General features: G+C 42.3%; 28 protein-coding genes. 19 read left to right on the top strand and 9 right to left on the bottom strand.

The genetic code is table 11. The annotated features are described in order from the left end of the window. The first annotated feature begins 43 nt into the window (after window positions 1-43). The 9 genes from O3650_RS02105 to O3650_RS02065 all read left to right on the top strand — a co-directional run bounded on the left by O3650_RS02105 (window position 44) and on the right by O3650_RS02065 (window position 7,742). Complete coding sequence (locus O3650_RS02105) at window positions 44-670, top strand: TetR/AcrR family transcriptional regulator (protein WP_033680841.1); 627 nt, start codon at window positions 44-46, stop codon at window positions 668-670. Continuing rightward, window positions 670-1,182: an HdeD family acid-resistance protein gene (locus O3650_RS02100; protein WP_000036821.1), complete on the top strand. Its 513-nt coding sequence runs from the start codon at window positions 670-672 to the stop codon at window positions 1,180-1,182. Before O3650_RS02105 ends, O3650_RS02100 begins: the two co-directional genes overlap by 1 nt. 240 nt (window positions 1,183-1,422) lie before the next feature. Next, window positions 1,423-2,118 (top strand): AzlC family ABC transporter permease, encoded by a 696-nt coding sequence (locus O3650_RS02095; RefSeq protein ID WP_000659743.1) that lies wholly within the window; start codon window positions 1,423-1,425, stop codon window positions 2,116-2,118. Beyond that, a complete protein-coding gene (locus O3650_RS02090) occupies window positions 2,108-2,431 on the top strand; it encodes an AzlD domain-containing protein (protein WP_000253936.1) in 324 nt (107 codons plus the stop codon). Before O3650_RS02095 ends, O3650_RS02090 begins: the two co-directional genes overlap by 11 nt. Window positions 2,432-2,685: 254 nt before the next feature. Continuing rightward, window positions 2,686-3,516, top strand: coding sequence for an amino acid ABC transporter substrate-binding protein (locus O3650_RS02085; protein WP_020901826.1), 831 nt, complete (start codon window positions 2,686-2,688; stop codon window positions 3,514-3,516). Window positions 3,517-3,669: 153 nt separating this feature from the next. Beyond that, window positions 3,670-4,524, top strand: a complete 855-nt coding sequence (locus tag O3650_RS02080) for a MetQ/NlpA family ABC transporter substrate-binding protein (RefSeq protein ID WP_261012790.1) — start codon at window positions 3,670-3,672, stop codon at window positions 4,522-4,524. A 96-nt stretch (window positions 4,525-4,620) separates the two neighbouring features. Next, the gene (locus O3650_RS02075) at window positions 4,621-5,994 is read left to right on the top strand and encodes a M20/M25/M40 family metallo-hydrolase (protein WP_261083025.1); all 1,374 of its coding nucleotides are present in this window, start codon (window positions 4,621-4,623) and stop codon (window positions 5,992-5,994) included. Beyond that, the gene (locus tag O3650_RS02070; protein WP_261043266.1) at window positions 5,987-7,048 is read left to right on the top strand and encodes a methionine ABC transporter ATP-binding protein; all 1,062 of its coding nucleotides are present in this window, start codon (window positions 5,987-5,989) and stop codon (window positions 7,046-7,048) included. Before O3650_RS02075 ends, O3650_RS02070 begins: the two co-directional genes overlap by 8 nt. Window position 7,049: 1 nt before the next feature. Then, window positions 7,050-7,742: a methionine ABC transporter permease gene (locus tag O3650_RS02065; protein WP_000444647.1), complete on the top strand. Its 693-nt coding sequence runs from the start codon at window positions 7,050-7,052 to the stop codon at window positions 7,740-7,742. Between the two features lie 29 nt (window positions 7,743-7,771). On the opposite strand, the gene O3650_RS02060 is transcribed toward O3650_RS02065, so the two are convergent. After that, window positions 7,772-8,341 carry an MptD family putative ECF transporter S component gene (locus O3650_RS02060; RefSeq protein WP_371491467.1) on the bottom strand — a complete coding sequence of 190 codons (570 nt, stop codon included), beginning with the start codon at window positions 8,339-8,341 and terminating at the stop codon, window positions 7,772-7,774. A gap of 134 nt (window positions 8,342-8,475) precedes the next feature. On the opposite strand from O3650_RS02060, the gene O3650_RS02055 reads away from it, so the two are divergent. The 5 genes from O3650_RS02055 to nrdI all read left to right on the top strand — a co-directional run bounded on the left by O3650_RS02055 (window position 8,476) and on the right by nrdI (window position 13,178). Further along, on the top strand, window positions 8,476-9,090 hold the full coding sequence (locus O3650_RS02055) for a YesL family protein (protein ID WP_371491465.1): 615 nt from the start codon (window positions 8,476-8,478) through the stop codon (window positions 9,088-9,090). After that, complete coding sequence (locus O3650_RS02050; protein WP_371491463.1) at window positions 9,068-10,738, top strand: sensor histidine kinase; 1,671 nt, start codon at window positions 9,068-9,070, stop codon at window positions 10,736-10,738. Before O3650_RS02055 ends, O3650_RS02050 begins: the two co-directional genes overlap by 23 nt. 11 nt (window positions 10,739-10,749) lie before the next feature. Then, entirely contained in the window at window positions 10,750-12,036 is a 1,287-nt protein-coding gene (locus O3650_RS02045) for a response regulator transcription factor (protein WP_203175635.1), read from the top strand. Between the two features lie 60 nt (window positions 12,037-12,096). Next, entirely contained in the window at window positions 12,097-12,630 is a 534-nt protein-coding gene (locus tag O3650_RS02040) for an ABC transporter permease (RefSeq protein WP_101782099.1), read from the top strand. Window positions 12,631-12,707: 77 nt separating this feature from the next. Continuing rightward, window positions 12,708-13,178 carry a class Ib ribonucleoside-diphosphate reductase assembly flavoprotein NrdI gene (nrdI, locus tag O3650_RS02035; RefSeq protein WP_371491461.1) on the top strand — a complete coding sequence of 157 codons (471 nt, stop codon included), beginning with the start codon at window positions 12,708-12,710 and terminating at the stop codon, window positions 13,176-13,178. Window positions 13,179-13,470: 292 nt separating this feature from the next. On the opposite strand, the gene O3650_RS02030 is transcribed toward nrdI, so the two are convergent. The 3 genes from O3650_RS02030 to O3650_RS02020 all read right to left on the bottom strand — a co-directional run bounded on the left by O3650_RS02030 (window position 13,471) and on the right by O3650_RS02020 (window position 15,844). Next, on the bottom strand, window positions 13,471-14,733 hold the full coding sequence (locus tag O3650_RS02030) for an NRAMP family divalent metal transporter (protein WP_101782101.1): 1,263 nt from the start codon (window positions 14,731-14,733) through the stop codon (window positions 13,471-13,473). A 215-nt stretch (window positions 14,734-14,948) separates the two neighbouring features. Then, window positions 14,949-15,407, bottom strand: a complete 459-nt coding sequence (locus tag O3650_RS02025; protein WP_371491459.1) for a DUF3021 domain-containing protein — start codon at window positions 15,405-15,407, stop codon at window positions 14,949-14,951. Beyond that, entirely contained in the window at window positions 15,404-15,844 is a 441-nt protein-coding gene (locus O3650_RS02020; protein WP_153196061.1) for a LytTR family DNA-binding domain-containing protein, read from the bottom strand. The genes O3650_RS02025 and O3650_RS02020 overlap by 4 nt, the downstream gene beginning before the upstream one ends. 206 nt (window positions 15,845-16,050) lie before the next feature. Here O3650_RS02020 and mutL point away from each other — a divergent pair, with 206 nt between their 5' ends. From mutL to O3650_RS02005, 3 genes are read left to right on the top strand one after another with little or no spacing between them, the layout of a single operon-like run. After that, complete coding sequence (mutL, locus tag O3650_RS02015; protein ID WP_173303182.1) at window positions 16,051-18,000, top strand: DNA mismatch repair endonuclease MutL; 1,950 nt, start codon at window positions 16,051-16,053, stop codon at window positions 17,998-18,000. Window positions 18,001-18,015: 15 nt separating this feature from the next. Then, complete coding sequence (ruvA, locus tag O3650_RS02010) at window positions 18,016-18,609, top strand: Holliday junction branch migration protein RuvA (protein ID WP_203175625.1); 594 nt, start codon at window positions 18,016-18,018, stop codon at window positions 18,607-18,609. A 9-nt stretch (window positions 18,610-18,618) separates the two neighbouring features. Beyond that, window positions 18,619-19,182, top strand: a complete 564-nt coding sequence (locus O3650_RS02005; RefSeq protein WP_203175623.1) for a DNA-3-methyladenine glycosylase I — start codon at window positions 18,619-18,621, stop codon at window positions 19,180-19,182. 67 nt (window positions 19,183-19,249) lie between these two features. Here the strand turns inward: O3650_RS02005 and O3650_RS02000 are convergent, their stop codons facing one another. The 5 genes from O3650_RS02000 to O3650_RS01980 form a co-directional block, all read right to left on the bottom strand. Beyond that, a complete protein-coding gene (locus tag O3650_RS02000; protein WP_000166114.1) occupies window positions 19,250-19,513 on the bottom strand; it encodes a SemiSWEET family transporter in 264 nt (87 codons plus the stop codon). A 105-nt stretch (window positions 19,514-19,618) separates the two neighbouring features. Beyond that, a complete protein-coding gene (locus O3650_RS01995) occupies window positions 19,619-20,653 on the bottom strand; it encodes a S66 peptidase family protein (RefSeq protein ID WP_203175621.1) in 1,035 nt (344 codons plus the stop codon). A 267-nt stretch (window positions 20,654-20,920) separates the two neighbouring features. Further along, window positions 20,921-21,268 carry a TfoX/Sxy family protein gene (locus O3650_RS01990; protein WP_101782108.1) on the bottom strand — a complete coding sequence of 116 codons (348 nt, stop codon included), beginning with the start codon at window positions 21,266-21,268 and terminating at the stop codon, window positions 20,921-20,923. A gap of 15 nt (window positions 21,269-21,283) precedes the next feature. Further along, a complete protein-coding gene (locus O3650_RS01985; RefSeq protein ID WP_101782109.1) occupies window positions 21,284-21,961 on the bottom strand; it encodes a DUF1129 domain-containing protein in 678 nt (225 codons plus the stop codon). A gap of 11 nt (window positions 21,962-21,972) precedes the next feature. After that, window positions 21,973-22,917: a magnesium transporter CorA family protein gene (locus O3650_RS01980; protein WP_000815623.1), complete on the bottom strand. Its 945-nt coding sequence runs from the start codon at window positions 22,915-22,917 to the stop codon at window positions 21,973-21,975. A gap of 131 nt (window positions 22,918-23,048) precedes the next feature. Here O3650_RS01980 and uvrA point away from each other — a divergent pair, with 131 nt between their 5' ends. After that, complete coding sequence (gene uvrA, locus O3650_RS01975; RefSeq protein WP_049500680.1) at window positions 23,049-25,880, top strand: excinuclease ABC subunit UvrA; 2,832 nt, start codon at window positions 23,049-23,051, stop codon at window positions 25,878-25,880. Next, window positions 25,873-26,934 (top strand): M24 family metallopeptidase, encoded by a 1,062-nt coding sequence (locus O3650_RS01970; protein ID WP_371491454.1) that lies wholly within the window; start codon window positions 25,873-25,875, stop codon window positions 26,932-26,934. The genes uvrA and O3650_RS01970 overlap by 8 nt, the downstream gene beginning before the upstream one ends. The last annotated feature ends 18 nt before the right edge of the window (window positions 26,935-26,952 follow it).

Below are 26,952 nucleotides of genomic sequence, written 5' to 3'. Positions count from 1 at the left end.
TCAGACCAATCGGTTTATAATTAAAAAATGTAGAGATAAATACATGAGAAAAGAAGAAAAAACAAGACTACGAAGAGAGAAAATCATTACCGCTGCTTTGTTTGAATTTGCTACAAAAGGCTATCAAGGTTTTGTCATCAATGAACTTTGTAAAGTGGATGGTATTTCCAAAGGAGTTTTGTATCATAATTTTTCAGGGAAATCAGACCTCTATCTAACTTGTTTTCAGGAGAGTTTTGAGAAAGCTTTGGCAGTGTTTCTGGGGGTGGAAGGTCAAGTGCCCTCCTTAGCTGATTATATGGAAAGACGTCACCAATTTTATCAGCAATACCCAGAACATAGCCACATTTTCTTTGAGGCAATGATTGCGACACCAGAAGAATTGGAAGCAGACATTGCACCACAGAAAGCTATCTTTTTGGACTTGAATGAACAAGTTTGTCAAAAACTTATATCAGAATCCAAACTGAAAGAGCATATTGATGAGAAACGAGCTATGGACTATCTGCGATTGATTCAGGATATGTTTCGTTCCTATTATTTAACTGTTTCGTCAGATAGCAGTTTGCCTGACTTGGTTTCAGGATATGAACATCAATTATCACAGGTTTTGGATATGATGATTTATGGAATACTAGAGGAAGATTACTCTAAAAAAGGAGAAAAATAATGTCGAAAATTTGGAAATGGTTGTTACTAATTGCGGGTATTTTTGCAGTTTTTGTAGGTTTTAATATGTTTGCACATCCTCTTATTAGCTTGGCTTCCATGACTTTCTGGTTTGCACTTGTATTTGCAGTTCAAGGGATTTCTGAGATTGTACAATACTTCAAATCAGAAGAAAAGCATGGCTGGAATTTATTTGGAGGAATTGTTACCCTCATCCTCGCTCTTACCTTGTTCTCAGGTAGCTTTATTGAAATGGTAACATTTGTACCATTTATCATTTCTTTATGGGCCTTGACAAATGGTATTACAAAAACTATCGTTGGTTTCAAGGTTCGTAAGACGGATAAATCGGTAGGTACCCCTCTAGTTTGGATGGGGATTTTAGGAATCGTAGCAGGTTTAATCATGATGGGACACCCATTGATGACCGGTCTCTATATTAGTTACACCATTGCCTTTGTCTTTATTTATCAAGGTATTGTGGCAATTGTTCAATTCTTCAAGATTAAATAAGAATAAAATGGAGTCTGTCTGATTACAATCAGCAGACTTTTTTCTCTTTCCTGAATGTGTTATAATAGTCCATGCTATGGCTGGAGCCTTTTCAGCCTACTTATACTCTTCGAAAATCTCTTCAAACTGCGTCAGCTTCTATCTGCAACCTCAAAACAATGTTTTGAGCAACCTGTGGCCAGCTTTCTAGTTTGCTCTTTGATTTTCATTGAGTATTATTAAGACAATATGAGGAGAAAGATGAAAGAAAAAGGATTTTGGGAGGGGGCGCAGGCGGCCATGCCAACGGCCCTTGGTTATGTCAGTATTGGCTTGGCCTGTGGGATTATTGGTGCGCCCTATGTGACACCTGTTGAGATGGGCTTGATGAGCCTCTTTGTTTATGCTGGGAGCGCCCAGTTTGCCATGTTGGCACTGATTGCGGTTCAAGCACCTGTGGCAGCTATTGCTATGACGGTCTTTTTGATTAATTTGCGTCTCTTTTTGTTGAGTTTGCATGCGTCAACCTATTTCCGTCATACCAGTCTCTGGCAAAATATCGGTATGTCTAGTCTCTTGACGGATGAGACTTATGGCGTTTTGATGGGCGAGTTAGCCCATACAGACAAGGTCAATCCTATGTGGATGCACGGAAACAATCTCAACAGCTATGTGGCTTGGTTTGTGGGAACAGTTGTCGGAACGGCTCTGGGTGGCCTGCTACCAAATCCAGAAATCTTTGGATTAGATTTTGCCTTGGTTGGGATGTTCATCGGGATTTTTGCTTCGCAATTCCAGATTATGCAAAGACGGATTCCTGTCCGCAATCTGCTCATTATCCTAGCAGTTGTTGCGGTGTCCTTCTTTTTACTCTTAACAGTGGTGTCTCAGTCACTAGCTGTTCTGTTTGCGACGCTACTTGGTTGTACAATGGGGGTGGTATTAGATGGTCAGTAAGTATCTTTTATTAGCAGTTATTTTCTCTGGCTTGGTGACCTGGATTCCCCGTATGATTCCCTTCATCTTGGTCAAGTATAAGGGTTTGCCTGCGATCGTTGAGCGCTTTTTGAAGTTCTTGCCCGTTTCTATTATCTTTGCCTTGATTCTGTCAAGCGTAGTGACAGGTAAGGTTGGGAGCCTTCCTCAAATTAAATGGCTAGACTTCTTAGCCGTCTTTCCAACGGCTTGGGTGGCCTTTCGCTACCGCAATCTAGTCGGAACAGTTCTCTTTGGAGTGGTCTTAATTGCAGTCTTGCGTTTGGTCTTTTAATACTCTTCGAAAATCTCTTCAAACCACGTCAGCGTCGCCTTACCGTATATATGTTACTGACTTCGTCAGTTCTATCTACAACCTCAAAGCAGTGCTTTGAGCAACCTACGGCTAGCTTCCTAGTTTGCTCTTTGATTTTCATTGAGTATAAATCAGCCATAAAGAAAACCTATCACAGAGATAGATATCATATAATGGCGCAAAAGGTCTTTTTCTGTTAAGATTATAAGGTATTCTATTTTGGAGGAAATGACATGAAAAAAATCGTTAAATACTCATCTCTTGCTGCTCTAGGGCTTGTTGCTGCAGGTGTGCTAGCAGCTTGCTCAGGTGGTGCGAAAAAAGAAGGAGAAGCAGCTAGCAAGAAAGAAATTATCGTTGCAACTAATGCTTCACCAAAACCATTCAACTATGAAGAAAATGGCGAATTGACTGGTTACGAAATTGAAGTCGTTCGTGCTATCTTTAAAGACTCTGACAAGTATGATGTCAAGTTTGAGAAGACAGAGTGGTCAGGAGTCTTTGCGGGTCTTGACGCTGACCGTTACCAAATGGCCGTTAACAACATCAGCTACACTAAAGAACGTGCTGAAAAATACCTTTACGCAGCCCCAACTGCTAAAAATCCTAACGTTCTTGTAGTGAAGAAGGACGACTCTAGCATCAAATCACTTGATGATATCGGTGGAAAATCAACAGAAGTTGTTCAAGGGACAACATCTGCTAAACAGTTAGAAGACTATAACAAGCAACACTCAGATAATCCAACTGTCCTTAACTACACTAGAGCAGACTTCCAACAAATCATGGGACGCTTGAGCGATGGCCAGTTTGACTACAAGATTTTTGATAAAATCGGTGTTGAAACAGTCATCAAGAACCAAGGCTTGGACAACTTGAAAGTCATTGAACTTCCAAGTGACCAACAACCTTACGTTTACCCACTTCTTGCCAAAGGTCAAGATGAGTTGAAAACATTTGTAGACAAACGTATCCAAGAACTCTACAAAGATGGAACTCTTGAAAAGTTGTCTAAACAATTCTTTGGAGACACTTATCTACCAGCAGAAGCTGATATTAAATAATTTTTTGAAATCATCCATTCTGCATAAGGTGGATGATTTCTCAGTTTTTAGGGATATAGTTTTAAACTATATATCTGACTATCTAATAACAATTTGTGAAATCAAACAAATTGTGAGATACTAGTACGGTATTATTTTTAAGGAGAAAGAATCATGAAAATTAAAAAATGGCTTGGTGTAGCAGCCATTGCTACAGTCGCAGGTTTGGCTCTTGCAGCTTGCGGAAACTCAGAAAAGAAAGCAGACAATGCAACAACCGTTAAAATCGCAACGGTTAACCGTAGCGGTTCTGAAGAAGCGCGTTGGGATAAAGTTCAAGAATTAGTCAAAAAAGACGGCATTACCTTGGAATTTACAGAGTTCACAGACTACTCACAACCAAACAAGGCAACTGCTGATGGCGAAGTAGATTTGAACGCTTTCCAACACTATAACTTCTTGAACAACTGGAACAAAGAAAACGGAAAAGACCTTGTAGCGATTGCAGATACTTACATCTCTCCAATCCGTCTTTACTCAGGTTTGAATGGAAGTGACAACAAGTACACTAAAGTAGAAGACATCCCAGCAAACGGAGAAATCGCTGTACCGAACGATGCTACAAACGAAAGCCGTGCGCTTTACTTGCTTCAATCAGCTGGCTTGATTAAATTGGATGTTTCTGGAACTGCTCTTGCAACAGTTGCTAACATCAAAGAAAATCCAAAGAACTTGAAAATCACTGAATTGGACGCTAGCCAAACAGCTCGTTCATTGTCATCAGTTGATGCTGCCGTTGTAAACAATACCTTCGTTACAGAAGCAAAATTGGACTACAAGAAAGCACTTTTCAAAGAACAAGCTGATGAAAACTCAAAACAATGGTACAACATCATCGTTGCGAAAAAAGATTGGGAATCATCACCAAAAGCTGATGCTATCAAGAAAGTGATCGCAGCTTACCATACAGATGAAGTGAAAAAAGTTATCGAAGAAACATCAGACGGTTTGGATCAACCAGTTTGGTAATAAGAAACAGGGAGGTGGGAGAGAAAATTCCACCTCTTGCTTTTGTATAGAGCATGGATTGTCAGGAAGAGTAGTTCATAGAAAGGTAGAGAGAATATGGTTTTTCCTAGTGAACAAGAACAGATTGAAAAATTTGAAAAGGATCATGTAGCCCAGCATTATTTTGAGGTTTTGCGTACCTTGATTTCTAAAAAATCGGTCTTTGCCCAGCAGGTTGGACTTAAGGAAGTCGCAACCTATCTGGGTGAGATTTTCAAGCGTGTGGGGGCTGAAGTGGAGATTGATGAGACTTATACGGCGCCTTTTGTCATGGCACATTTCAAGAGTTCGCGTCCAGATGCCAAGACCCTAATTTTCTATAACCACTATGACACTGTGCCAGCGGACGGGGATCAGGTGTGGACAGAGGAGCCTTTTACGCTTTCGGTGCGCAATGGTTTCATGTATGGGCGTGGGGTTGACGACGATAAGGGTCATATCACGGCTCGTTTGAGTGCTTTGAGAAAATACATGCAGCACCACGATGACCTGCCTGTCAATATCAGTTTTATCATGGAGGGAGCGGAGGAATCGGCTTCAACAGACCTAGATAAGTATCTAGAAAAGCATGCGGATAAACTCCGTGGTGCAGATTTGTTAGTTTGGGAACAAGGGACCAAGAATGCCTTGGAGCAGTTAGAAATTTCTGGTGGAAATAAGGGGATTGTGACCTTTGATGCCAAGGTAAAAAGTGCGGATGTGGATATCCACTCTAGTTATGGAGGAGTTGTGGAATCAGCTCCTTGGTACCTCCTTCAAGCCCTACAGTCCCTTCGTGCCGCAGATGGCCGTATCTTGGTTGAAGGTTTGTACGAAGAAGTACAAGAGCCGAATGAACGAGAATTAGCCTTGGTGGATGCCTATGCTCAACGCAATCCTGGGGAAATCAGCCAGATTTATGGTTTGGAATTGCCTCTCTTACAAGAGGACCGCGCAGCCTTTCTCAAACGTTTCTTTTTTGAACCTGCTCTCAATATCGAAGGGATTCAGTCAGGTTATCAAGGACAAGGAGTCAAAACGATTTTGCCAGCAGAAGCCAGTGCTAAGCTAGAGGTTCGTTTGGTTCCTGGTCTAGAACCGCATGATGTTCTGGAAAAAATTCGGAAACAGCTAGACAAAAATGGCTTTGATAAGGTAGAATTATACTATACCTTGGGAGAGATGAGCTATCGAAGCGATATGAGCGCGTCAGCCATTCTCAATGTAATCGAGTTGGCCAAGAAATTCTATCCACAGGGCGTTTCAGTCTTGCCAACTACAGCGGGGACAGGGCCTATGCATACGGTCTTTGATGCCCTAGAGGTGCCAATGGTGGCCTTCGGTCTAGGAAATGCCAACAGCCGAGACCACGGTGGAGATGAGAACGTGCGAATCGCCGATTATTACACCCATATTGAATTAGTAGAGGAGCTGATTAGAAGCTATGAGTAGAGATATTATCAAGTTAGATCAGATCGATGTGACTTTTCATCAGAAGAAGAGAACCATCACAGCGGTCAAGGATGTGACCATTCACATCCAAGAAGGGGATATCTACGGAATCGTTGGATATTCTGGAGCAGGGAAATCAACCCTTGTACGGGTGATTAACCTCTTGCAAAAACCATCTGCAGGCAAAATTACCATTGACGACGATGTGATTTTTGATGGCAAGGTGACCTTGACGGCAGAGCAGTTGCGTCGTAAACGTCAAGATATTGGAATGATTTTCCAGCATTTTAACCTGATGAGCCAAAAGACAGCAGAGGAGAATGTAGCTTTTGCCCTCAAACATTCTGGACTCAGCAAGGAAGAAAAGAAGGCTAAAGTAGCCAAGTTGTTGGACTTGGTTGGCTTGGCAGACCGTGCTGAAAACTACCCTTCACAACTATCTGGAGGGCAAAAACAGCGTGTGGCCATTGCGCGTGCCTTGGCAAATGATCCAAAAATCTTGATTTCAGACGAGTCAACTTCTGCCCTTGATCCTAAGACAACCAAGCAGATTTTGGCCTTGTTGCAAGATTTGAACCAAAAATTAGGCTTGACTGTTGTCTTGATTACGCATGAAATGCAGATTGTCAAAGACATTGCCAATCGTGTGGCAGTTATGCAGGGCGGGCATTTGATTGAAGAGGGTAGTGTTCTTGAAATCTTCTCAGACCCTAAACAACCTTTGACTCAAGACTTTATCTCAACAGCTACAGGTATTGACGAAGCCATGGTCAAAATCGAGAAGCAAGAAATTGTGCAACATCTGTCTGAAAACAGTCTTTTAGTTCAACTCAAGTATGCAGGTGCTTCAACAGACGAGCCACTTTTGAATGAATTGTACAAGCATTATCAAGTAACGGCTAATATCCTCTATGGAAATATTGAAATCCTCGATGGTACTCCTGTTGGAGAATTAGTTGTGGTCTTGTCAGGTGAAAAAGCAGCGCTAGCAGGTGCCCAAGAAGCCATTCGTCAAGCAGGCGTACAACTAAAAGTATTGAAGGGAGGACAGTAAGATGGAATCATTGATTCAAACCTATTTACCAAATGTTTATAAAATGGGCTGGGCTGGTCAAGCAGGCTGGGGAACAGCCATCTACCTAACCCTCTATATGACAGTTCTTTCCTTCATCATCGGAGGTTTCTTGGGGCTAGTGGCAGGTCTCTTCCTTGTCTTGACAGCGCCAGGTGGTGTCTTGGAAAATAAGGTCGTTTTCTGGATTTTAGATAAAATCACGTCTATTTTCCGTGCGGTTCCATTTATCATTCTCTTGGCAGTCTTGTCACCCTTCTCTCATCTAATCGTAGGAACAAGCATTGGTCCAAATGCGGCTATCGTACCGCTATCTTTTGCGGTCTTTGCCTTCTTTGCCCGTCAAGTACAGGTGGTATTGGCTGAGCTAGATGGTGGTGTCATTGAGGCGGCTCAAGCTAGCGGAGCGACATTCTGGGATATCGTGGGTGTTTACCTATCAGAAGGTCTGCCAGATTTGATTCGTGTGACGACTGTGACCTTGATTTCCCTTGTTGGTGAAACAGCTATGGCCGGTGCGGTTGGAGCTGGTGGTATCGGTAACGTAGCTATCGCTTATGGATTTAACCGCTACAATCACGATGTGACCATCTTAGCAACCATCATTATCATTTTGATTATCTTTGCGATCCAATTCTTGGGAGACTTCTTGACCAAGAAATTGAGCCATAAATAAAAAAGAGCCGCCTGGCTCTTTTTTAGTAATCAGATTTTCTGTGCCAATTTTTTACTCAAGGTTTGTCCAATTAAGGCACCCACTAGGGCTCCGATGACAATACTTGCTATAAATAGAAGGATGGTTCCAGGGTTTGGCGCGACCATGATACGGTCGATATATTCTTGGGATTTTCCTCTTGCTAGAAGGGTTGCCATATAGGCTTTGGGCGCAATCCACATAAGTAAGATTGGGCCAGTTGAGCTGAAGGCAAAAATAATAAAAGAAAGAAAGTTCTTTGTTTGGTCCTTGTATTTTCCGAGGCTAGCTACTGCATCTGCTAGGAGGCCACAGATAATTCCAGGAAGGAAGGCACCAGCACCGTGTTTAGTTCCCAAGAAAAAGAGAGCAATGACAAGGCCGATAGTGGTAATGGCTCCAAAGCGTGGAACTTTTGCGACCAGAATCATATAGACGCTACCGCCGACAAGGGCAGTAAAGGCAGGCGCATAAAACATGTTTCCAGTTTGGTCAAAGAGATTGCCCAAAAGGACACCAACCCCCATGCAGAGGAAGTAAAGAACTGCAAAAAGCAGTGTAGTTAAGATAGATTTCTTCATGAATTGTCTCCTGATCATTTTTTCACAATTCTCATTTTACCATGGTTTGGTGGGATTGTAAATGGATACTAGAATTTTTTGAAAACGCTTGAAATATGATATAATAGTTTCATAGTTATTTTTAGGGGGATATTATGGGGAGATTTTTAGACTTTGTCTTTAATCGTTTCTTTTTAGGGATGATTGCGACAGCCTTCTTTTGGCTATTAACTTTAGCAGGAGGGATTATCCTTGGTCTAGCGCCGGCTAGTGCCACCTTGATGAGCCTATATGCAGAACATGGTTATAGCTTTCGGGAATACAGTTTGAAGGAGGCGTGGTCTCTTTATAAGCAAAATTTCGTCTCAAGCAACCTGATTTTCTATAGCTTTTTAGGGGTGGATCTAGTTTTGGTCTATGGCCTGTATCTCTTGGTGCAATTGCCTCATCAGACTATTATTCATTTGATTGCGACCTTTTTGAATGTCCTAGTAGTTGCCCTGATCTTTTTGGCTTATACAGTATCTTTGAAATTACAAGTTTATTTTGATTTGTCCTATCGAAATAGTCTCAAACTATCCTTGATTGGCATCTTTATGAGCCTAGCGGCTGTGGCCAAGGTTCTCCTTGGGACAGTGCTACTTGTGGCAATTGGTTACTATATGCCTGCCCTACTTTTATTTGTAGGAATTGGGATGTGGCATTTCTTTATCAGTGATATGTTGGAACCGGTCTATGAAAGTATCCATGAAAAATTGGCGACAAAATAGAATGAAGCAGTTTTGGCTACATACGCTTCTAAGAACCTACAGTTCAGTTATGATGATTATTATTGCGAGTTTTGCAATCTTACTCTCTTACGCTGACTGGGATTCACGGGAAAAGGAAGCTCAAAGAGTAGCCCAACGTGTAACCACTCGAACAGTCGATGAGGTGGAGTATTATTATCGGGAGTCAGCCCAACTGGCGCAAGATTTAGTAGCCAATCAAGACCGGATACAAGGGGTTTATAAGTACTTTAGCTTGTCAACTTCTGAGTATTTTTATTGGCTATTGGAGCATCAAGCAGCTTCGTCAACTTCTATCTCTCTGTATGAAAACATTGATGATCTTTATGTTCAAAATGACTCTATAACGGGTGTTGCAATCGTCTTGCAGGATTTTAAAGAAGTTTATGTTTCAACAAGGGATAAAAGAAGTGGTCATATCTTGCCTGCTGAGGCCTTTAAACCAGAGGCCAATAGTTTTGGCATTCCAGTTCTGGACCCAGCAACGGATCAATCTATAGGAGTGATTTACATCTCCTTGGATTCAGAAGTCTTATATCATGCCATTGACAATACCCGAGGTCATATCCCGATGGCTGTGACTGTGACATCACCATTTGATACGGAGATTTTTCATATTGGTGAGAGGGTCAATAGGGAACATGAGAACTGGTTTGTCGGTTTTACCTCTCATGGATATCAGGTTCAGGTGGCAGTTCCCAAAAATTTTGTTTTACAAGGAACGGTGACCAGCTCTGCTTTGATTGTGGGTTTGAGCCTTCTTTTTATTGTCATTCTTTATCTGACGTTGAGGCAGACCTTTGCTAATTATCAAAAGCAGGTAGTGGACCTGGTGGATTCCATCCAAGCTATTGCCAAAGGACAAGAAGGTCTTCGCATTGATACGCTTGAAAAGGATCAGGAATTGCTCCTAATCGCGGAGACGACCAATGATATGTTGGATCGCTTGGAAAAGAATATCCATGATATTTATCAGTTAGAGCTTAGTCAAAAAGATGCCAATATGCGGGCCTTGCAGGCGCAAATCAATCCTCATTTTATGTATAATACGCTGGAGTTCTTGCGCATGTATGCAGTTATGCAAAGTCAAGATGAGTTGGCAGATATCATTTATGAATTCAGTAGTCTCTTGCGTAACAATATTTCCGACGAAAGAGAGACCCTTCTCAAACAGGAATTAGAATTTTGTCGTAAATACAGCTATCTCTGCATGGTTCGCTATCCCAAGTCCATTGCCTATGGTTTCAAGACAGACCCAGAGCTAGAGAATATGAAGATTCCTAAGTTTACCTTACAACCGCTGGTAGAAAACTATTTCGCGCATGGTGTTGACCATAGACGGACAGATAATGTGATTAGCATCAAGGCTCTTAAACAGGATGGTTTTGTAGAAATTTTGGTGGTCGATAATGGCCGTGGAATGTCGGTTGAAAAACTGGCAAGTATTCGAGAAAAATTAAGTCAGAGACATTTTGAACACCAAGCCAGTTACAGTGATCAAAAGCAGTCTATCGGGATTACCAATGTACATGAGCGTTTTGTGCTCTATTTTGGGGACCGCTATGCTATTACTATAGAGTCTGCGGAGCGAGCCGGTGTTCAGTATCGTATTACAATTCAAGATGAGTAGAAAGGGAGAAAATGTATAAAGTATTATTAGTAGATGATGAGTACATGGTGACGGAAGGTCTGAAACGTTTGATTCCCTTTGATAAGTGGGATATGGAGGTCGTCGCAACAGCCAGTCATGCCGATGAAGCCCTAGAATATGTTCAGGAAAATCCCGTCGATGTCATCATTTCAGATGTCAATATGCCCGACAAAACAGGACTTGATATGATTCGGGAGATGAAAGAAATCTTACCAGATGCAGCCTATATCCTGCTTTCAGGTTATCAGGAGTTTGATTATGTAAAAAGAGCAATGAACCTTAGTGTGGTGGACTATTTGGTCAAGCCTGTTGATAAGGTAGAGTTAGGAAATCTGCTGGAGAAGATTGCAGGTCAGCTTGGCGAGAGAGGAAAGAAAAGTCAGACCCTCAGTCAAGATTTAGACGAGGCTGGATTTGTCAGTTATTTAGGAGGTAAGGAGAATTGGTGGATAGGTCTATCCAAGGAAAAACAAGGTTCTTTCACCATTCCCTACTATGTCTTGGGTCAAGACTGGCAGATTTTCATTTCTGACCAACCCCTAGATGGTTTAGTCGTTACTCCCTTTGAAGCCCCTTATCAAGAACATTTTGAACGTTGGAAGCTGAATGCTGAGAAAGCCCTCTTTTACGGCTCTGTAAATCTGCAGCAGTCGGAGAGCCTCTTCGCCTATTACGAACCGATTTATAGGGTTATCATTCAGGGAAATCTCAATCAAATTGTAGAAGAGTTAAATCTTTTGGAGAAAGTGGTTCTTGAAAATACACCCCGTGTTCCGATTACCAAACAGCTTTTTATCCAGTTTGTTATGGATGTTTTCCACTTGTTTGAACATCTCAAAGCTGATGATATGACGGACATTGTCAAAACCATTCATGCTATTCAATCCTTCGATGAATTGGTTCTTTATATCAAGGAAACTCTGACTCGCTTCTTTGGGCAATATCGAATGAATGAAAATGTGGTCAGTGTGCTGGAAGTGATTGGGCGTGATTATCAAAAAGAACTCTCTCTCAAGGATATCAGTAAGGATCTCTTTATCAATCCTGTCTATCTGGGACAGTTGATTAAGCGTGAAACCAATTCGACCTTCGCAGAATTACTAAACAAACAACGCATTAAGGCTGCCCAACAGCTCTTACTTTCAACCAGTGACAGTATCGAAGATATTTGTTATGCTGTTGGTTACAGTAATGTTGGATATTTCTATAAAGTGTTCCGAAAATTGTGCGGAAAATCGCCAAAAGCTTACCGAAAACAGGTAGAAACGACACTATAATATTTGTATCCCTTTACAAAAAGTGCTATAATATCAATAATAACATCAGGAGGTTCTATTATGAAAAAGAAACCAATTTATCTATGGGTCTTGCTAATCTTGTCTGCTCTTATTTCAGCTATGTCTCTGTTTGGAATGTTGAGTCCCTTGCCTAGCAAAGAAGCTCTTCGTGCCGCTCAGAAACAAGTTGCAGGGGTCAGTGCTCAGCAATTAGAAGACCAGCTTAATTACACCTATAGAGTAGCAGAATCAACTCATTCTATTTTTAATATGGCCTTGATTGTGCTATCTGCTATTTTAGTTGCAGTAGCGATTGTCTTCCTTGTTCGTAAGAATTTGCAATATGCAAACTATACTTATGTCGGCTATGTTTTGCTAGCCATTATTGGTTCGATTTATGGCTATGTTGGTTTACAGGACGCTGTGCAGTTAGTTCACGATGAAAGCATGCGTTTAGGGATAAGTGTTATTTCACAAGCCGTTAGCATTCTCTCTATCGTCATCAATGTTCTTTTCCTAGCTCTTGTCTTCTACAAGATTTGGCGTCAACAGAAAACCTTGGCTGAAGAAGAGGAAACAGAAGAAGTTGCTTAAGTATTGACAAAAAAGAGCTATCAAGTTACAATCTTGGTAGTTCTTTTTCGATTAAAAATAAAATCATGGAGGTACATATGAATACAATTTCTTTAGTTTATATCAGTCTGAGTGGTAACACTGAGAGTTTTGTGACACGCTTGAAAGACTATCTCTTGTCCCAGTACGAGGGAATTGAGGTTCAAAAGATTCATATTAAGGATTTGGTAAAGGAAGGTCACGATTTCTATGAAATGGATCATCCCTATGTTGCTTTTTTGCCTACTTACCTCGAAGGTGGGAATGGCGTGGATAACGGAGATGTTGAGATTTTGACGACACCAGTGGGGGATTTTATCGCCTATGGTGACAATGCTAGTAAGTGTTTTGGTGTGGTTGGTTCAGGAAATCGTAACTTTAATAACCAATACTGCCTGACAGCCAAGCAATACAGTCAACGTTTTGGTTTCCCTGTATTGGCTGACTTTGAAATGCGAGGTATGCTGGGAGATATCAAACGTGTCGCAGCTATTATCGCAGATTTGTATGAGTTGGAAAGAGAGAATTAATACTCAATGAAAATCAAAGAGCAAACTAGGAAGCTAGTCGCAGGTTGCTCAAAGCACAGCTTTGAGGTTGCAGATAGAGCTGACGTGGTTTGAAGAGATTCTCGAATAGTATAAAGTTCTTATAAGAGGTGGTTGAAGTTGTTCAACTGTTTTTTGAGTATAAACAGTCTTTGAGAACGTAAAAAAGCATAAGTTCAGGTCTTCAAAACCTTGTTCTTATGCTTTTTATCATAGAAATATTTGCTGAATTTTCTCTTAAAATGAAACCTTATCTTCATCTAGAGCTTGTTAGTTATCCTGCTTTTCCGATTGCGAGTGCATAGATAAAGAAGATGGCGAAGCCAAAGAGGAAAATCAATCCTGCAATGGCAAGGTGTTTGAGCCAAGAAGGAAGATTTTTGTTTTCACGCGTTACCAAGGCGTAGTTTAAAAGAGCGAAGAATGGTGTTGTCAGGAAAGAACCAATCATGGCAAAGCGGAGCATGGTTGAAACTTGACCAGCGAAGAACTTGATAATGACGATACCGATAATAGCAGTAATGGTCATCCAGATGTTCAAAGATTTACGATTGTCTTCTTTTTGACTGATTAGCAGTCGGAGAGATTCCTGATTGACACGAGAGTAACCATCGATAACAGTGATAACTGTTCCAAAGATACATAGGAAGGCAATAAAAGTAATCAAGTAACGGGACCATTCTCCAAGAACAGAGGCATACATGCCCACGAATTGAGAGATGTATTTGGCTGAAGCGGCTTCAACTGCTTGCCCTGTAGGATACTGAATTAGTGCTCCCAGTGCTACAAAGAACACAGCTAGGATGGCTGTTCCAATGTAACCAACGTTAAAGTCAAATAGAGCGTCCTCTGTGTTAAAGTTGACGGTCTTTTTCTTTTCAGCAGACCAAAGTGAATTGATAGCTGAAATTTCAATAGGAGCCGGCATCCACCCTAAGAGGGAAACGATGAAGGGTAGAGCTGCCATTTGCCAAGGTGTTTTCTCGACAAAATTAGAACTGTATTCTGGATGCTTGACCGCCGCGATGATAACTGCAAGAACAGTTGCAATGGTCAAAGCTGACATGATCCATTTTGCCATGCCGTCTAAGAGTTTGTAGCCTCCAAAGAGTAACATAGCCCAAATGATGGCAACGAGAATGAGGGACCACTGAGTGATGCTAAGACCGATCATTGGGAAGGCGCTGGCGATGATAGCTGAGCACAGAATGGCGACACCAGCTGTGTTGACCATAGCCGAAAAGATATTGAGGATAAAGAAAATCCAGAGATAGAGTTTTCCTTTTTCGGCATAACCTTCAACCAAAGTCTTTCCAGTATCAGCGGTGTATTCAGCACCAAAACGGAAAAATGGATATTTAAAGACATTGGCTAAGATGACCAAGAGGAGTAGCGACCACCCATAAGAACCACCAGCTTGAGTAGAAGATACAATGTGAGAACCTCCAACAGCGGCAGAAGCCATTAGGATTCCAGGTCCCATTGCTTTTAGTTTACTTGTCCAGGTTGATTGATTTAACGAAATAGCTTGCGACATGATAAATACTCCTTTTTGAATTTTCAGAATAATCTGGATATGTAATCTATATTCTACAAAAAACTTTAGGAAAATGCAAGAATATTTTGAAAAAAGATAGAAAATTACAGAAAATTTACAAAGAAGATCTGAAAATAACCGCTATGATAGAAAGGTGCAGCAGGATACAGAAAAACCGAGAAGTTTCTTTCTCGGTTTTGCTTATTATGAGGTTCTTACTTTTTATGCTCCAAGAGTTGATTGATGTGATCTACTTTTTTAGCCTCTCTTTTATAGAGAATAGCCCAGATGATGAGATAGACAATCGCAAACTCGATAATGAGTTGGAGATAGAAAATCCAGTGGAAGGGGAACCAACCTGCTAGGGTTGCTAGTGGGATAAAGCCTACTAGCATGAGGAAAAAATGAGTCAGAGTCGCACGAAGCATGCTCCAGTCACGGCTGAATAATCGTTTACCAAAGTTGAAGAGAATACCAATGGCTGCCCAGATAAGTGTGCAGTAGAGCAAGACCAAGGCACCGTGAACCTGATGTTGAGCCATCATTTGTCCGATGAGAGAGTCGGGACTTAACGGGGCGTAGGTACTTGGTGCATAAATGAGTGAAAAGATGATAGAGAGGATGAGACCGATGAGGACACCAGTAGCTGCGTCGTGGAAGGTTTGTTTTTTCATAATTCTAATTTCTCCTTGATGGTTTTTAGATAACGGCGTGAAGAGTAGGTGAAGCTTTCGTTTTTCAAGAAAATCTCTACTAGGCCGTTGGGGGTGAGCTTGAGATGAGAGATGGAATCGATATTGATGATTTCTGATTGGGAAATTTGGATAAAATTGGTTGGCAGAATTTCAAGGACCTGATAGAGTCGCAAATCAATGCTGTAGGTCTGACTCGCGGTTTCTGCTAGAACCTTCCGATTCTCGATATAGAAGCGTTGAATCTTGCTAATCTCAACGAGATAGACCTGATTATCGATTTTCCCTTTGATTTTTTCTGTTAGATCCAAATTTTCTGCGAACTCGATGACTTTCTGGACTTTATCTGTCGGCTGAGGTGCTTGAACAATCAGCTTTTCCTCTTCGTAAGTTTCACTAATCTGTAGTTCTACTTTCATAAATTTCTCTCCTTGTTTTTCATACAAAATTGTGATCACTTCTTGTACACCTTTATTAAACACTATTTTATATCCTATGGCAAGAGCCTTTGTCTATGTGGAGGGATTTGGCTCCTATGTGGTGCTTGCTTTTCTGTCCTATCTGAAATATGGTATAATAGCACTAATCAATTTCTAGGAAAATAGATATAGAAAGGGGCTGAAAAATGTCTCATATTATTGAATTGCCAGAGGTGCTGGCAAACCAAATCGCGGCTGGAGAGGTCATTGAACGTCCTGCCAGTGTGGTCAAAGAGTTGGTAGAAAATGCTATTGACGCGGGTTCTAGTCAGATTATCATTGAGATTGAAGAGTCTGGTCTCAAGAAGATTCAAATCACAGATAATGGTCATGGAATTGCCCACGATGAGGTGGGATTGGCCTTGCGTCGTCATGCGACCAGTAAGATAAAAAATCAAGCAGACCTCTTTCGAATTCGCACGCTTGGTTTTCGTGGTGAAGCCCTACCTTCTATAGCGTCTGTTAGTGTCTTAACTCTGTTGACTGCGGTGGATGGCGCAAGTCACGGGACCAAGCTAGTCGCGCGTGGGGGAGAAGTTGAAGAAGTCATCCCAGCGACTAGTCCTGTGGGAACCAAGGTTTGTGTGGAGGACCTCTTTTTCAATACGCCTGCTCGCCTCAAGTATATGAAGAGTCAGCAAGCGGAGCTGTCTCATATCATTGATATTGTTAACCGTCTGGGCTTGGCCCATCCTGAGATTTCTTTTAGTTTGATCAGTGATGGTAAGGAAATGACGCGAACAGCAGGGACTGGTCAACTGCGACAAGCAATCGCAGGAATTTATGGTTTGGCGAGTGCCAAGAAGATGATTGAAATTGAGAATTCTGACCTTGATTTCGAAATTTCTGGCTTTGTGTCCTTGCCTGAATTGACTCGAGCTAATCGCAACTATATCAGCCTCTTCATCAATGGCCGTTATATCAAGAACTTTTTACTCAATCGTGCTATTCTTGACGGCTATGGTAGTAAGCTTATGGTAGGTCGTTTTCCACTGGCTGTCATTCACATTCATATCGATCCTTATCTAGCGGATGTCAATGTGCATCCAACCAAGCAAGAGGTGCGAATTTCCAAGGAAAAAGAATTGATGACGCTTGTCTCAGAAGCTATTGCAAATAGTCTCAAGGAGCAAACTTTGATACCTGATGCCTTGGAAAATCTTGCCAAATCGACCGTGCGCAATCGTGAGAAGGTGGAGCAGACCATTCTCCCACTCAAAGAAAATACGCTCTACTATGAGCAAACTGAGCCGACAAGACCTAGTCAAGCTGAAGTAGCTGATTATCAGGTAGAATTGACTGATGAAGGACAGGATTTGACTTTATTTGCCAAAGAAACCTTGGATCAGCTAACCAAGCCAGCAAAACTGCATTTTGCAGAGAGAAAACCTGCTAACTACGATCAGCTAGATCACCCAGAGCTAGATTTAGTCAGTTTGGATAAGGCCTATGACAAGCTGGAGCGAGAAGAATCATCAAGCTTCCCAGAGTTGGAATTTTTCGGGCAAATGCACGGGACTTATCTCTTTGCCCAAGGGAGAGATGGGCTCTACATCATAGACCAACATGCGGCTCAGGAACGGGTTAAATATGAGGAATATCGTGAAAGCATTGGCAATGTTGACCAGAGCCAGCAGCAACTCCTAGTGCCCTATATCTTTGAATTTCCAGCGGATGATGCCCTCCGTCTCAAGGAAAGAATGGCACTTTTGGAGGAAGTAGGCGTCTTTCTAGCAGAGTACGGGGAAAATCAATTCATCCTACGTGAACATCCTATTTGGATGGCAGAAGAAGAGATTGAATCAGGCATCTATGAGATGTGCGACATGCTCCTTTTGACCAAGGAAGTTTCGATCAAGAAATACCGAGCAGAGTTGGCTATTATGATGTCCTGCAAGCGGTCCATCAAGGCCAATCATCGTATCGATGATCATTCAGCCAGACAGCTCCTTTATCAGCTCTCTCAATGTGACAATCCCTATAACTGTCCCCATGGACGCCCTGTTTTGGTGCATTTTACCAAGTCGGATATGGAAAAGATGTTCCGACGTATTCAGGAAAATCACACCAGTCTCCGTGAATTGGGGAAATATTAAACTAAAAGGAAAACTATGTACGAATATCTAAAAGGAATCATTACCAAAATTACTGCCAAATACATTGTTCTTGAAGTCAACGGTATCGGCTATATCTTGCATGTGGCCAATCCTTATGCCCACTCAGGTCAGGTGAATCAAGAAGCTCAGATTTATGTTCATCATGTCGTGCGTGAGGATGCCCATCTGCTTTATGGATTTCGCTCAGAAGATGAGAAAAAGCTCTTTCTTAGTCTGATTTCGGTCTCTGGGATTGGCCCTGTATCAGCTCTCGCTATTATCGCTGCTGATGACAATGCTGGCTTGGTTCAAGCCATCGAAACCAAGAACATCACCTACTTGACCAAGTTCCCTAAAATTGGCAAGAAAACAGCCCAGCAGATGGTGCTGGACTTGGAAGGTAAGGTAGTAGTTGCAGGAGATGACCTTCCTGCCAAGGTGGCAGTCCAAGCCAGTGCTGAAAACCAAGAACTGGAAGAAGCTATGGAAGCCATGTTGGCACTGGGCTACAAGGCAACTGAGCTTAAGAAAATCAAGAAATTCTTTGAAGGAACGACAGATACAGCTGAGAACTATATCAAGTCGGCCCTTAAAATGTTGGTCAAATAGGAGCAGAACATGACAAAACGTTGTTCGTGGGTCAAGATGACCAATCAGCTCTACATTGCCTATCATGATGAGGAGTGGGGGCAGCCTCTCCATGATGACCAAGCATTGTTTGAGTTGTTGTGTATGGAAACCTATCAGGCAGGCCTGTCTTGGGAAACGGTGCTCAACAAACGCCAAGCTTTCCGAGAAGCCTTTCATGGCTATCACATTCACGCAGTCGCAGAGATGACCGACACCGAATTGGAAAACTTGCTGGAGAATCCAGCCATTATCCGAAATAGAGCCAAGATTTTTGCTACACGCGCTAACGCCCAAGCCTTTCTACGACTACAGGCAGAGTACGGCTCTTTTGATGCCTATCTTTGGTCTTTTGTTGAGGGGAAAACGATCGTTAACGATGTTCCCGATTACCGCCAAGCCCCAGCTAAAACACCTTTGTCTGAAAAATTAGCCAAAGATCTCAAAAAACGAGGCTTCAAGTTCACAGGCCCAGTCGCCGTCTTGTCTTTTCTACAGGCTGCAGGGCTAGTTGATGACCACGAGAACGATTGTGAGTGGAAAAGCGGTCACTAGCATATCTGAGAATATAGAAAAAAGCTGAGAAATTTTTCCCAGCTTTTTATATATACTATTAGATTTGTTAGAGTGAAGTCAAAAAAGTGATTCCACCTAAAATAACACCAGCTGAATTTGGAATGATTAGTATCCAATCCTTCTTAGGTTCCTTTGTCCATCCATAAATAACCCAGATTAAGCAAGATATAGCAGCTGATAAAGGTTGAAATGGTTGAGCTTTATTTCCCTGTAAATTAGCGATAATTTGAGGTATGTAGGCAATAAATACTATAATTCCAATAAAGGCACCAATAGAACCTACGATTCGATTAATTTTTTGTTTTGTCATATACACCTCCTTCAAAAGGATAACATAGAAATTAGCGAAATGCAATAAATTCAGATACAAATTGTAACGAAAACGAATACAAAAGCACAAAAATAGAGAAACTATTTATTTTTTGTTATAGTCAAAGCGAATGACTTGTTCCTGTGCATCTACATGAGCATGGACCCCAAAGGGTACAATTGCTCTTGGAGTTGCGTGGCCGACATTCAGATTATAGACAATCGGGATATTGCTGTCAATAATATCCAATAGTGCCTCTTTATAGTCGTCATAGAAAGTTTCATCCATAGGTTTTCCGACCAAGAGTCCACTGATGACCTCGAATATACCAGTGTTCTTTAAAGTCCGCAACATTTTTTTGAAGTATTCCGGCTCAGGCTTTTCTTCGCTTGTTTCTAGCAAGAGGATTTTTCCTGCCCAGTCTGATAAGTCAGGGAAGAGTTTGTACTTTTGGCAGAGGTCAGTGCTATCTGCGTATCGAGAATTGTCAAAGATATCGTAGAGGGATTCGAGACACCCACCGAGGATTTCTCCCTCGAACTGGGCATTTCCTTGCAACAAGTCAAAACCAGTGTTTGCATGACTGACACGAGCTGTCCCCAGAGCCTTGGGACTAAAATCAGTTCGTTCCTCATACCAAACGTCACTAGGGTGGATTTCTGAGATTCTTCCAGTCTCAATCAATTCTTTAAAGTAGTGAAAGCTATAGGGCAACATATCCTTGTCCAATTCACAAATATCTGCTAAAAAGGATTGCCCATAAAAAGTCTTGATTCCTAGTTTATGCAACATGAGATGGTTCATGGTTGTATCTGAGAAGCCAAGAAAAATCTTTTGTTTGATAACTTTTCCTAGTTGGTCATTTTCAAAAAGATAGGGCAACAAACGATAGGTATCGTCTCCACCGATGGCACATAGGATCATGTCGATGCTATCATCGGAAAAGGCTTGCATCAAATCCTCTGCACGCGCTTCAGGATGGTCCTTGATAAAGTCTAAGCCTTTTAACGAATGGGGTAAAAAGATAGGATTAAGTCCTGAGTCCTTGAGACGTTGGACACCCAAATCCACTTCGTGTTTGACAAAGTCTTCTCCTATAATGCCACTAGATAAACTAACAATACCAACAGTAGAAACCATATCTCATCCTCCTAGAAATAGATTGATACTCTTCGAAAATCAAATTCAAACCACGTCAGCTTTGCCTTGCCGTACTCAAGTACAGCCTGCGGCTAGCTTCCTAGTTTGCTCTTTGATTTTCATTGAGTATGAGCCTATTCTATCACAAAAAATGAGAGAAAACTATAGGAATTAGAGTCAGAAGTACTATTGAATCTCAAGAAAGCAAGTGAAAAAGCAACCGCCTGTGCAGTTGCTTTTCGTTTTTCTAATCTCACTAGATATGAGTTACTTGGTCAACTCTTGATTATAGGAGAGGGCTAAATCAATCCAGTAAGGAAGTTCTTTTTGACCTTCGATATCTAGGTCTATATAGCCATGATAAGGTCGCCCTCTCATCAATGTGGTATGAGCTCCTGTTCGGGGTAGAACTTGCTTTTCCGTTTCTTTGCCAATTCTCACCATAACCAGCTCGTCCTTTCTGGAACTGACAGTAAGGACCATTTTCCCACGAATTATAAAGGCCAGACCACCAAACAGTTTCTTTTCTTCTAACTCTTCTTCGAAAATTTGGGGAGGAAGTTTGAGTGCTAGAATTTTTCGAATCTGCTTAGCTAAAGATTGACTATATGCCATAGCTTTTCACTTTTCTTAATAACGTGATGGGCCCGCGCTTGCGCTTCGGATGTTCAAGCGTTTCTTGAGATAGAAGCGAAGAGCTAGGAGGGCCGCTCCGATAATAGCTAGTGGCAATGGAGCCAGTACTGGGTTAAGGCTAGCTGGTAGGAAGCTTGTTGCAAAGAAGACAAGCAACCAAAGGAACATAGAAGCTAGGATAACCAGTACAGATTTCCAGAAAGGTGGGCGTTGACTGCGATCCATGTCTGGTCCATAATATTGGTAAACAAAGTAGTACATCAAGTAGAAGGCAAATCCACCAACCAGTCCAACTAGCAGAAGGGTAATCAAACCGTAACCGATAGCCTGATCTGCTGAGAAGAAGGTTGTAAGGGCGCTGACGAGGGCAAAGAGGCTAGTGATGAAAAGAGCCGAGTCCATAATCATGAGTTTTGGATCATCATTTTCTTTTGGATGCTCTTTTTCATATTGCTCCTTGACAGTGAAGCTATGAGCCCAGTGAGTCGGTGCGCCATAGAGGGAACGAGCGGTCGTACCTTTGGCTTGCTCTTCAAGGATTTGGGGAATAACTTCCTCAAAAATAGCCTTAATTTCAGCATCTGTTTTCCCATCTTTGATGAATTGTTGGGTAGCGATGTGGACAAACTCTTGGTTTTTCTTGGTTAATTTTTGTAGATCAATCTGAGACATAGGAACTCCTCTTAGAACCATTTTTTATGGATGAGATAGAGAGTGAGCGAGACACTCATAGCAAAGGCGATAAAGACGATTAACCAGAAGGCATTTGGCTCGCCGTTTAGGGGGATTTCATTATCCTTAAAGTTCATCCCGTAGGCAGAAAAGACCATGGTTGGGATGGACATGACGATGGTCACAAGGGCCAAGGTTTTCATGATGTTGTTCTGGTTGTTAGAAATGATAGAGGCGAAGGTCTCTGTCATAGAATGCAAGACGTTTCCATAAATGTCTGCCATCTCGATGGCCTGTTGGGTTTCAATCAGGGTATCTTCAAGCAGGTCTTCGTCCTCAAGGTATTTCTTGATATTGCTGGTTGAGCTGGTCAATTTCTTAATCACACGCTCATTTGTTTTGAGGGAAGCCTTGAAATAGACGATAGTTTTTTCCAATTCCATGAGCTCAATCAATTCTTCATTACGAGTTGATTGATGCAGTTGACTTTCGATTTGTTCACTCTTACGGTCAATCGAACGAAGGGCTGTTAGGTAAAGTTCTGCATTGCGATAGAGAATCTGGAAGATAAAACGTGAGCGCATGAAGGTATAGAAATTACGCAAACGACGGTTGATAAAGACATCAAGGACTGGTAATGGTTCCAAACACGTAGTGATAATGGTTTCCTCAGTGATGATAATACCAAGCGGGATGGTGACGTAGTAGGTGCGGTTATTTCTTTCTTCTGTGACAGGCACGTCAACGATAATCAGGGTGTACTCGTCTTCAATGGTAATACGAGACATTTCTTCCGCATCGAGCGGTGCTCGGAGGTCGGCAATATCAATATCGAAGGCGTTAGCGATTTCGAGTGATTCATTTTGAGTCGGATTGACGAGATTGATCCAAGTACCCGGTTCAAGCGTATCGATCTCTTTAAATTCAGTTGTTGTAGAGAGAAAAACTTGTTTCATATCCCTTATCCTTTCTCATTTTTCAGATTTTTTCACACCGTACTATTATACTACAAAATCGGCCTTTTGGGTAATAGAATCTCACTTTTTTTGGTATAATGGTAAGCAATAATGGACTAGAAAGAACAAAGATGCAAGATAAAATTGTCATTCATGGGGCGCGTGCCCATAATTTAAAAAATATTGATGTGGAGATTCCACGAGACAAGCTGGTTGTAGTGACTGGTTTGTCAGGTTCAGGGAAATCCAGTCTGGCCTTTGATACCCTCTATGCGGAGGGTCAACGTCGCTATGTGGAGAGTTTGTCAGCCTACGCTCGTCAATTCTTGGGAAATATGGAGAAGCCTGATGTAGATGCCATTGATGGCCTCAGCCCAGCTATTTCCATCGACCAGAAAACGACTAGCAAAAACCCTCGCTCGACAGTGGGAACAACGACTGAAATCAATGACTATCTGCGTCTCCTCTACGCGCGTGTGGGGACGCCTTACTGTATCAACGGGCATGGAGCTATCAAGGCTTCTTCTGTGGAGCAAATTGTGGATAAGGTTTTGGAATTGCCAGAACGCCAGCGCTTGCAGATTTTGGCCCCTGTCATCCGCAAGAAAAAAGGCCAACATAAGAGTGTTATCGAGAAGGTTCAGAAAGATGGGTATGTCCGTGTCCGTGTGGATGGGGAAGTCTATGATGTGACCGAAGTGCCAGAGTTGTCTAAGAGCAAGCAACACAATATTGATGTTGTGGTTGACCGTATTGTTATCAAGGATGGTATTCGTAGTCGTCTCTTTGATTCCATTGAGGCTGCCCTTCGTATCGCTGAAGGTTATGTCATTATCGACACTATGGACGACTCTGAGTTGTTGTTCTCTGAGCATTATGCCTGTCCAGTTTGTGGCTTTACTGTTCCAGAGTTAGAGCCTCGTCTCTTCTCTTTCAATGCTCCTTTTGGCTCTTGTAGTGAGTGTGACGGCTTGGGCATCAAGCTGGAGGTGGATACTGATTTGGTAGTACCAGATGCCAGTAAAACCTTACGTGAGGGAGCCTTGGCTCCTTGGAATCCTATCTCATCCAACTACTATCCAAACATGCTAGAGCAGGCTATGACAGCCTTTGGAGTGGATATGGATAAGCCTTTTGAGGACTTGTTAGAAGAGGATAAGAACTTGATTCTCTATGGATCAGATGGCAAGGAATTCCATTTTCACTATGAAAATGAATTTGGTGGTGTACGCGATATTGACATTCCGTTTGAAGGAGTTGTCAATAATATCAAACGTCGTTACCATGAAACTAATAGTGACTACACCCGCACCCAGATGCGCCTTTACATGAATGAGCTGACCTGCGGAACCTGTCACGGCTATCGCCTCAATGACCAGGCCTTGTCTGTCCGTGTGGGTGGCGAGAACGGGCCACATATCGGAGAAATTTCAGACCTGTCTATCGCAGACCACTTGGACTTGGTAAGCCAGTTGACTCTATCTGAAAATGAAGCCATCATTGCTCGCCCTATTCTCAAGGAAATCAAGGACCGTTTGACTTTCCTTAATAACGTGGGTCTAAACTATCTGACTCTGTCACGTTCAGCAGGAACCCTTTCGGGTGGTGAGAGTCAGCGTATTCGCTTGGCAACACAAATTGGTTCCAACCTATCAGGCGTCCTCTATATCCTAGATGAGCCATCGATTGGGCTCCACCAGAGGGATAATGATCGCCTGATTGCCAGTCTCAAAAAGATGCGTGATTTGGGTAATACTCTCATAGTAGTGGAACATGATGAAGATACCATGCGCGAGGCGGATTATCTGATTGACGTTGGTCCCGGTGCCGGTGTTTTTGGTGGGGAGATTGTCGCTGCAGGTACGCCTAAACAGGTAGCTCGTAATAGTAAGTCTATCACAGGTCAGTACTTGTCAGGCAAACGTGCCATTCCAGTACCAGAAGAACGCCGTGTTGGTAATGGTCGTTTTATCGAGGTGACGGGAGCGCGTGAGAACAACCTGCAAAATGTCACAGCTCGCTTCCCACTAGGAAAATTCATCGCAGTGACAGGGGTGTCGGGCTCAGGGAAATCGACCCTAATCAATAGCATTCTCAAAAAAGCTATTGCTCAGAAGCTCAACCGCAATTCAGACAAACCTGGTAAGTTTAAAACGATTACAGGGATTGAGCATGTAGACCGCTTGATTGATATTGATCAGAGCCCTATAGGACGAACGCCGAGGTCTAACCCTGCTACCTATACGGGAGTTTTTGACGATATACGTGACCTCTTTGCCCAGACAAATGAGGCTAAGATTCGTGGTTACAAAAAGGGACGTTTCAGTTTCAATGTCAAGGGTGGTCGTTGTGAAGCCTGCTCAGGTGACGGGATTATCAAGATTGAGATGCACTTCTTGCCAGATGTTTACGTGGCTTGTGAAGTCTGCCACGGGACTCGCTACAATAGTGAAACCCTAGAAGTTCACTATAAGGAAAAGAATATCTCGCAGGTCTTGGACATGACTGTCAATGATGCGGTGGAATTTTTCCAACACATTCCGAAAATTCAACGCAAACTTCAGACCATCAAGGATGTAGGGCTAGGCTATGTGACATTGGGGCAACCTGCTACCACCCTTTCTGGGGGAGAAGCCCAGCGTATGAAACTGGCTAGTGAACTTCACAAACGATCGACAGGAAAATCTTTCTACATTCTGGATGAGCCGACGACAGGTCTTCATACAGAGGATATCGCTCGCTTGCTCAAGGTTTTGGCTCGCTTTGTAGACGATGGCAATACAGTCCTCGTCATTGAGCACAATCTAGACGTTATCAAGACAGCAGATCATATCATCGACTTGGGACCTGAGGGCGGTGTCGGTGGTGGAACCATCATCGCAACAGGAACTCCAGAAGAAGTAGCGGCCAATGAAGCCAGCTACACAGGACAGTATTTGAAAGGAAAGTTACATCATGAATAAACGTGTACAAGCATTTCTAGCTAAAATGCAAGAAAAAGAACTAGATGGCATCATCATCAATAACCTTAAAAACATCTATTATTTGACTGGTTTTTGGGGCTCAAACGGAACAGTCTTTATCAGCCGTGACCGTCAGATCTTGGTGACAGACTCCCGCTATATCATTGCAGCCAAGCAAGAAACCAGTGATTTTGAGATTGTGGCTGACCGTGATGAATTGGCTGTCATTGCCGGCATTGTCAAGGACATGGGCTTGTCTCGTATCGGCTTTGAGGACGAGATTTCAGTCTCTTATTATCACCGTATGCAGGCAACTTTTGCAGGTTTGGACTTGCTTCCACAAACTCAGTTTGTCGAAGGTCTTCGAATGATTAAGGATGAGGCGGAGATTGCAGCTATTCGCAAGGCTTGTTCTATCTCAGACCAAGCTTTCCGCGACGCGCTTGACTTTATTAAGCCAGGAAAGACTGAAATTGAGATTGCCAACTTCCTTGACTTCCGCATGCGTGAGTTGGGAGCATCTGGCTTGTCTTTTGACACAATTCTAGCTAGCGGTATCAATTCTTCCAAACCCCATGCCCATCCTATGCACAAACCAGTGGAGCTGGGAGAAGCTATTACCATGGATTTCGGCTGCCTCTATGACCACTATGTCAGTGATATGACACGGACTATCTATCTAGGGCATGTTAGCGACGAGCAAGCAGAGATTTACAATACGGTTTTGAAAGCTAACCAAGCCTTGATTGACCAGGCTAAGGCAGGATTAGGTTTCCGAGACTTTGACAAAATTCCTCGTGATATTATCATCGAAGCAGGCTATGGCGACTACTTTACTCACGGTATTGGACACGGTATTGGACTGGACATCCATGAAGAACCTTACTTTAGCCAAACTTCTACAGAAACTATTAAGGCAGGTATGGCCTTGACCGATGAACCAGGTATCTATATCGAAGGCAAATATGGCGTTCGTATCGAGGATGATATCCTGATTACAGAGACAGGTTGTGAATTGTTGACCCTTGCTCCAAAAGAGTTGATAGTTATTTAATAGTTAAACAACTCAAAT

It is taken from the genome of Streptococcus sp. 20925_1_24, from assembly GCF_041432335.1.
In the GTDB taxonomy this organism is placed as follows: Bacteria; Bacillota; Bacilli; order Lactobacillales; family Streptococcaceae; genus Streptococcus; species Streptococcus mitis_BM.
This window is presented reverse-complemented; position numbering and strand designations above follow the sequence as displayed.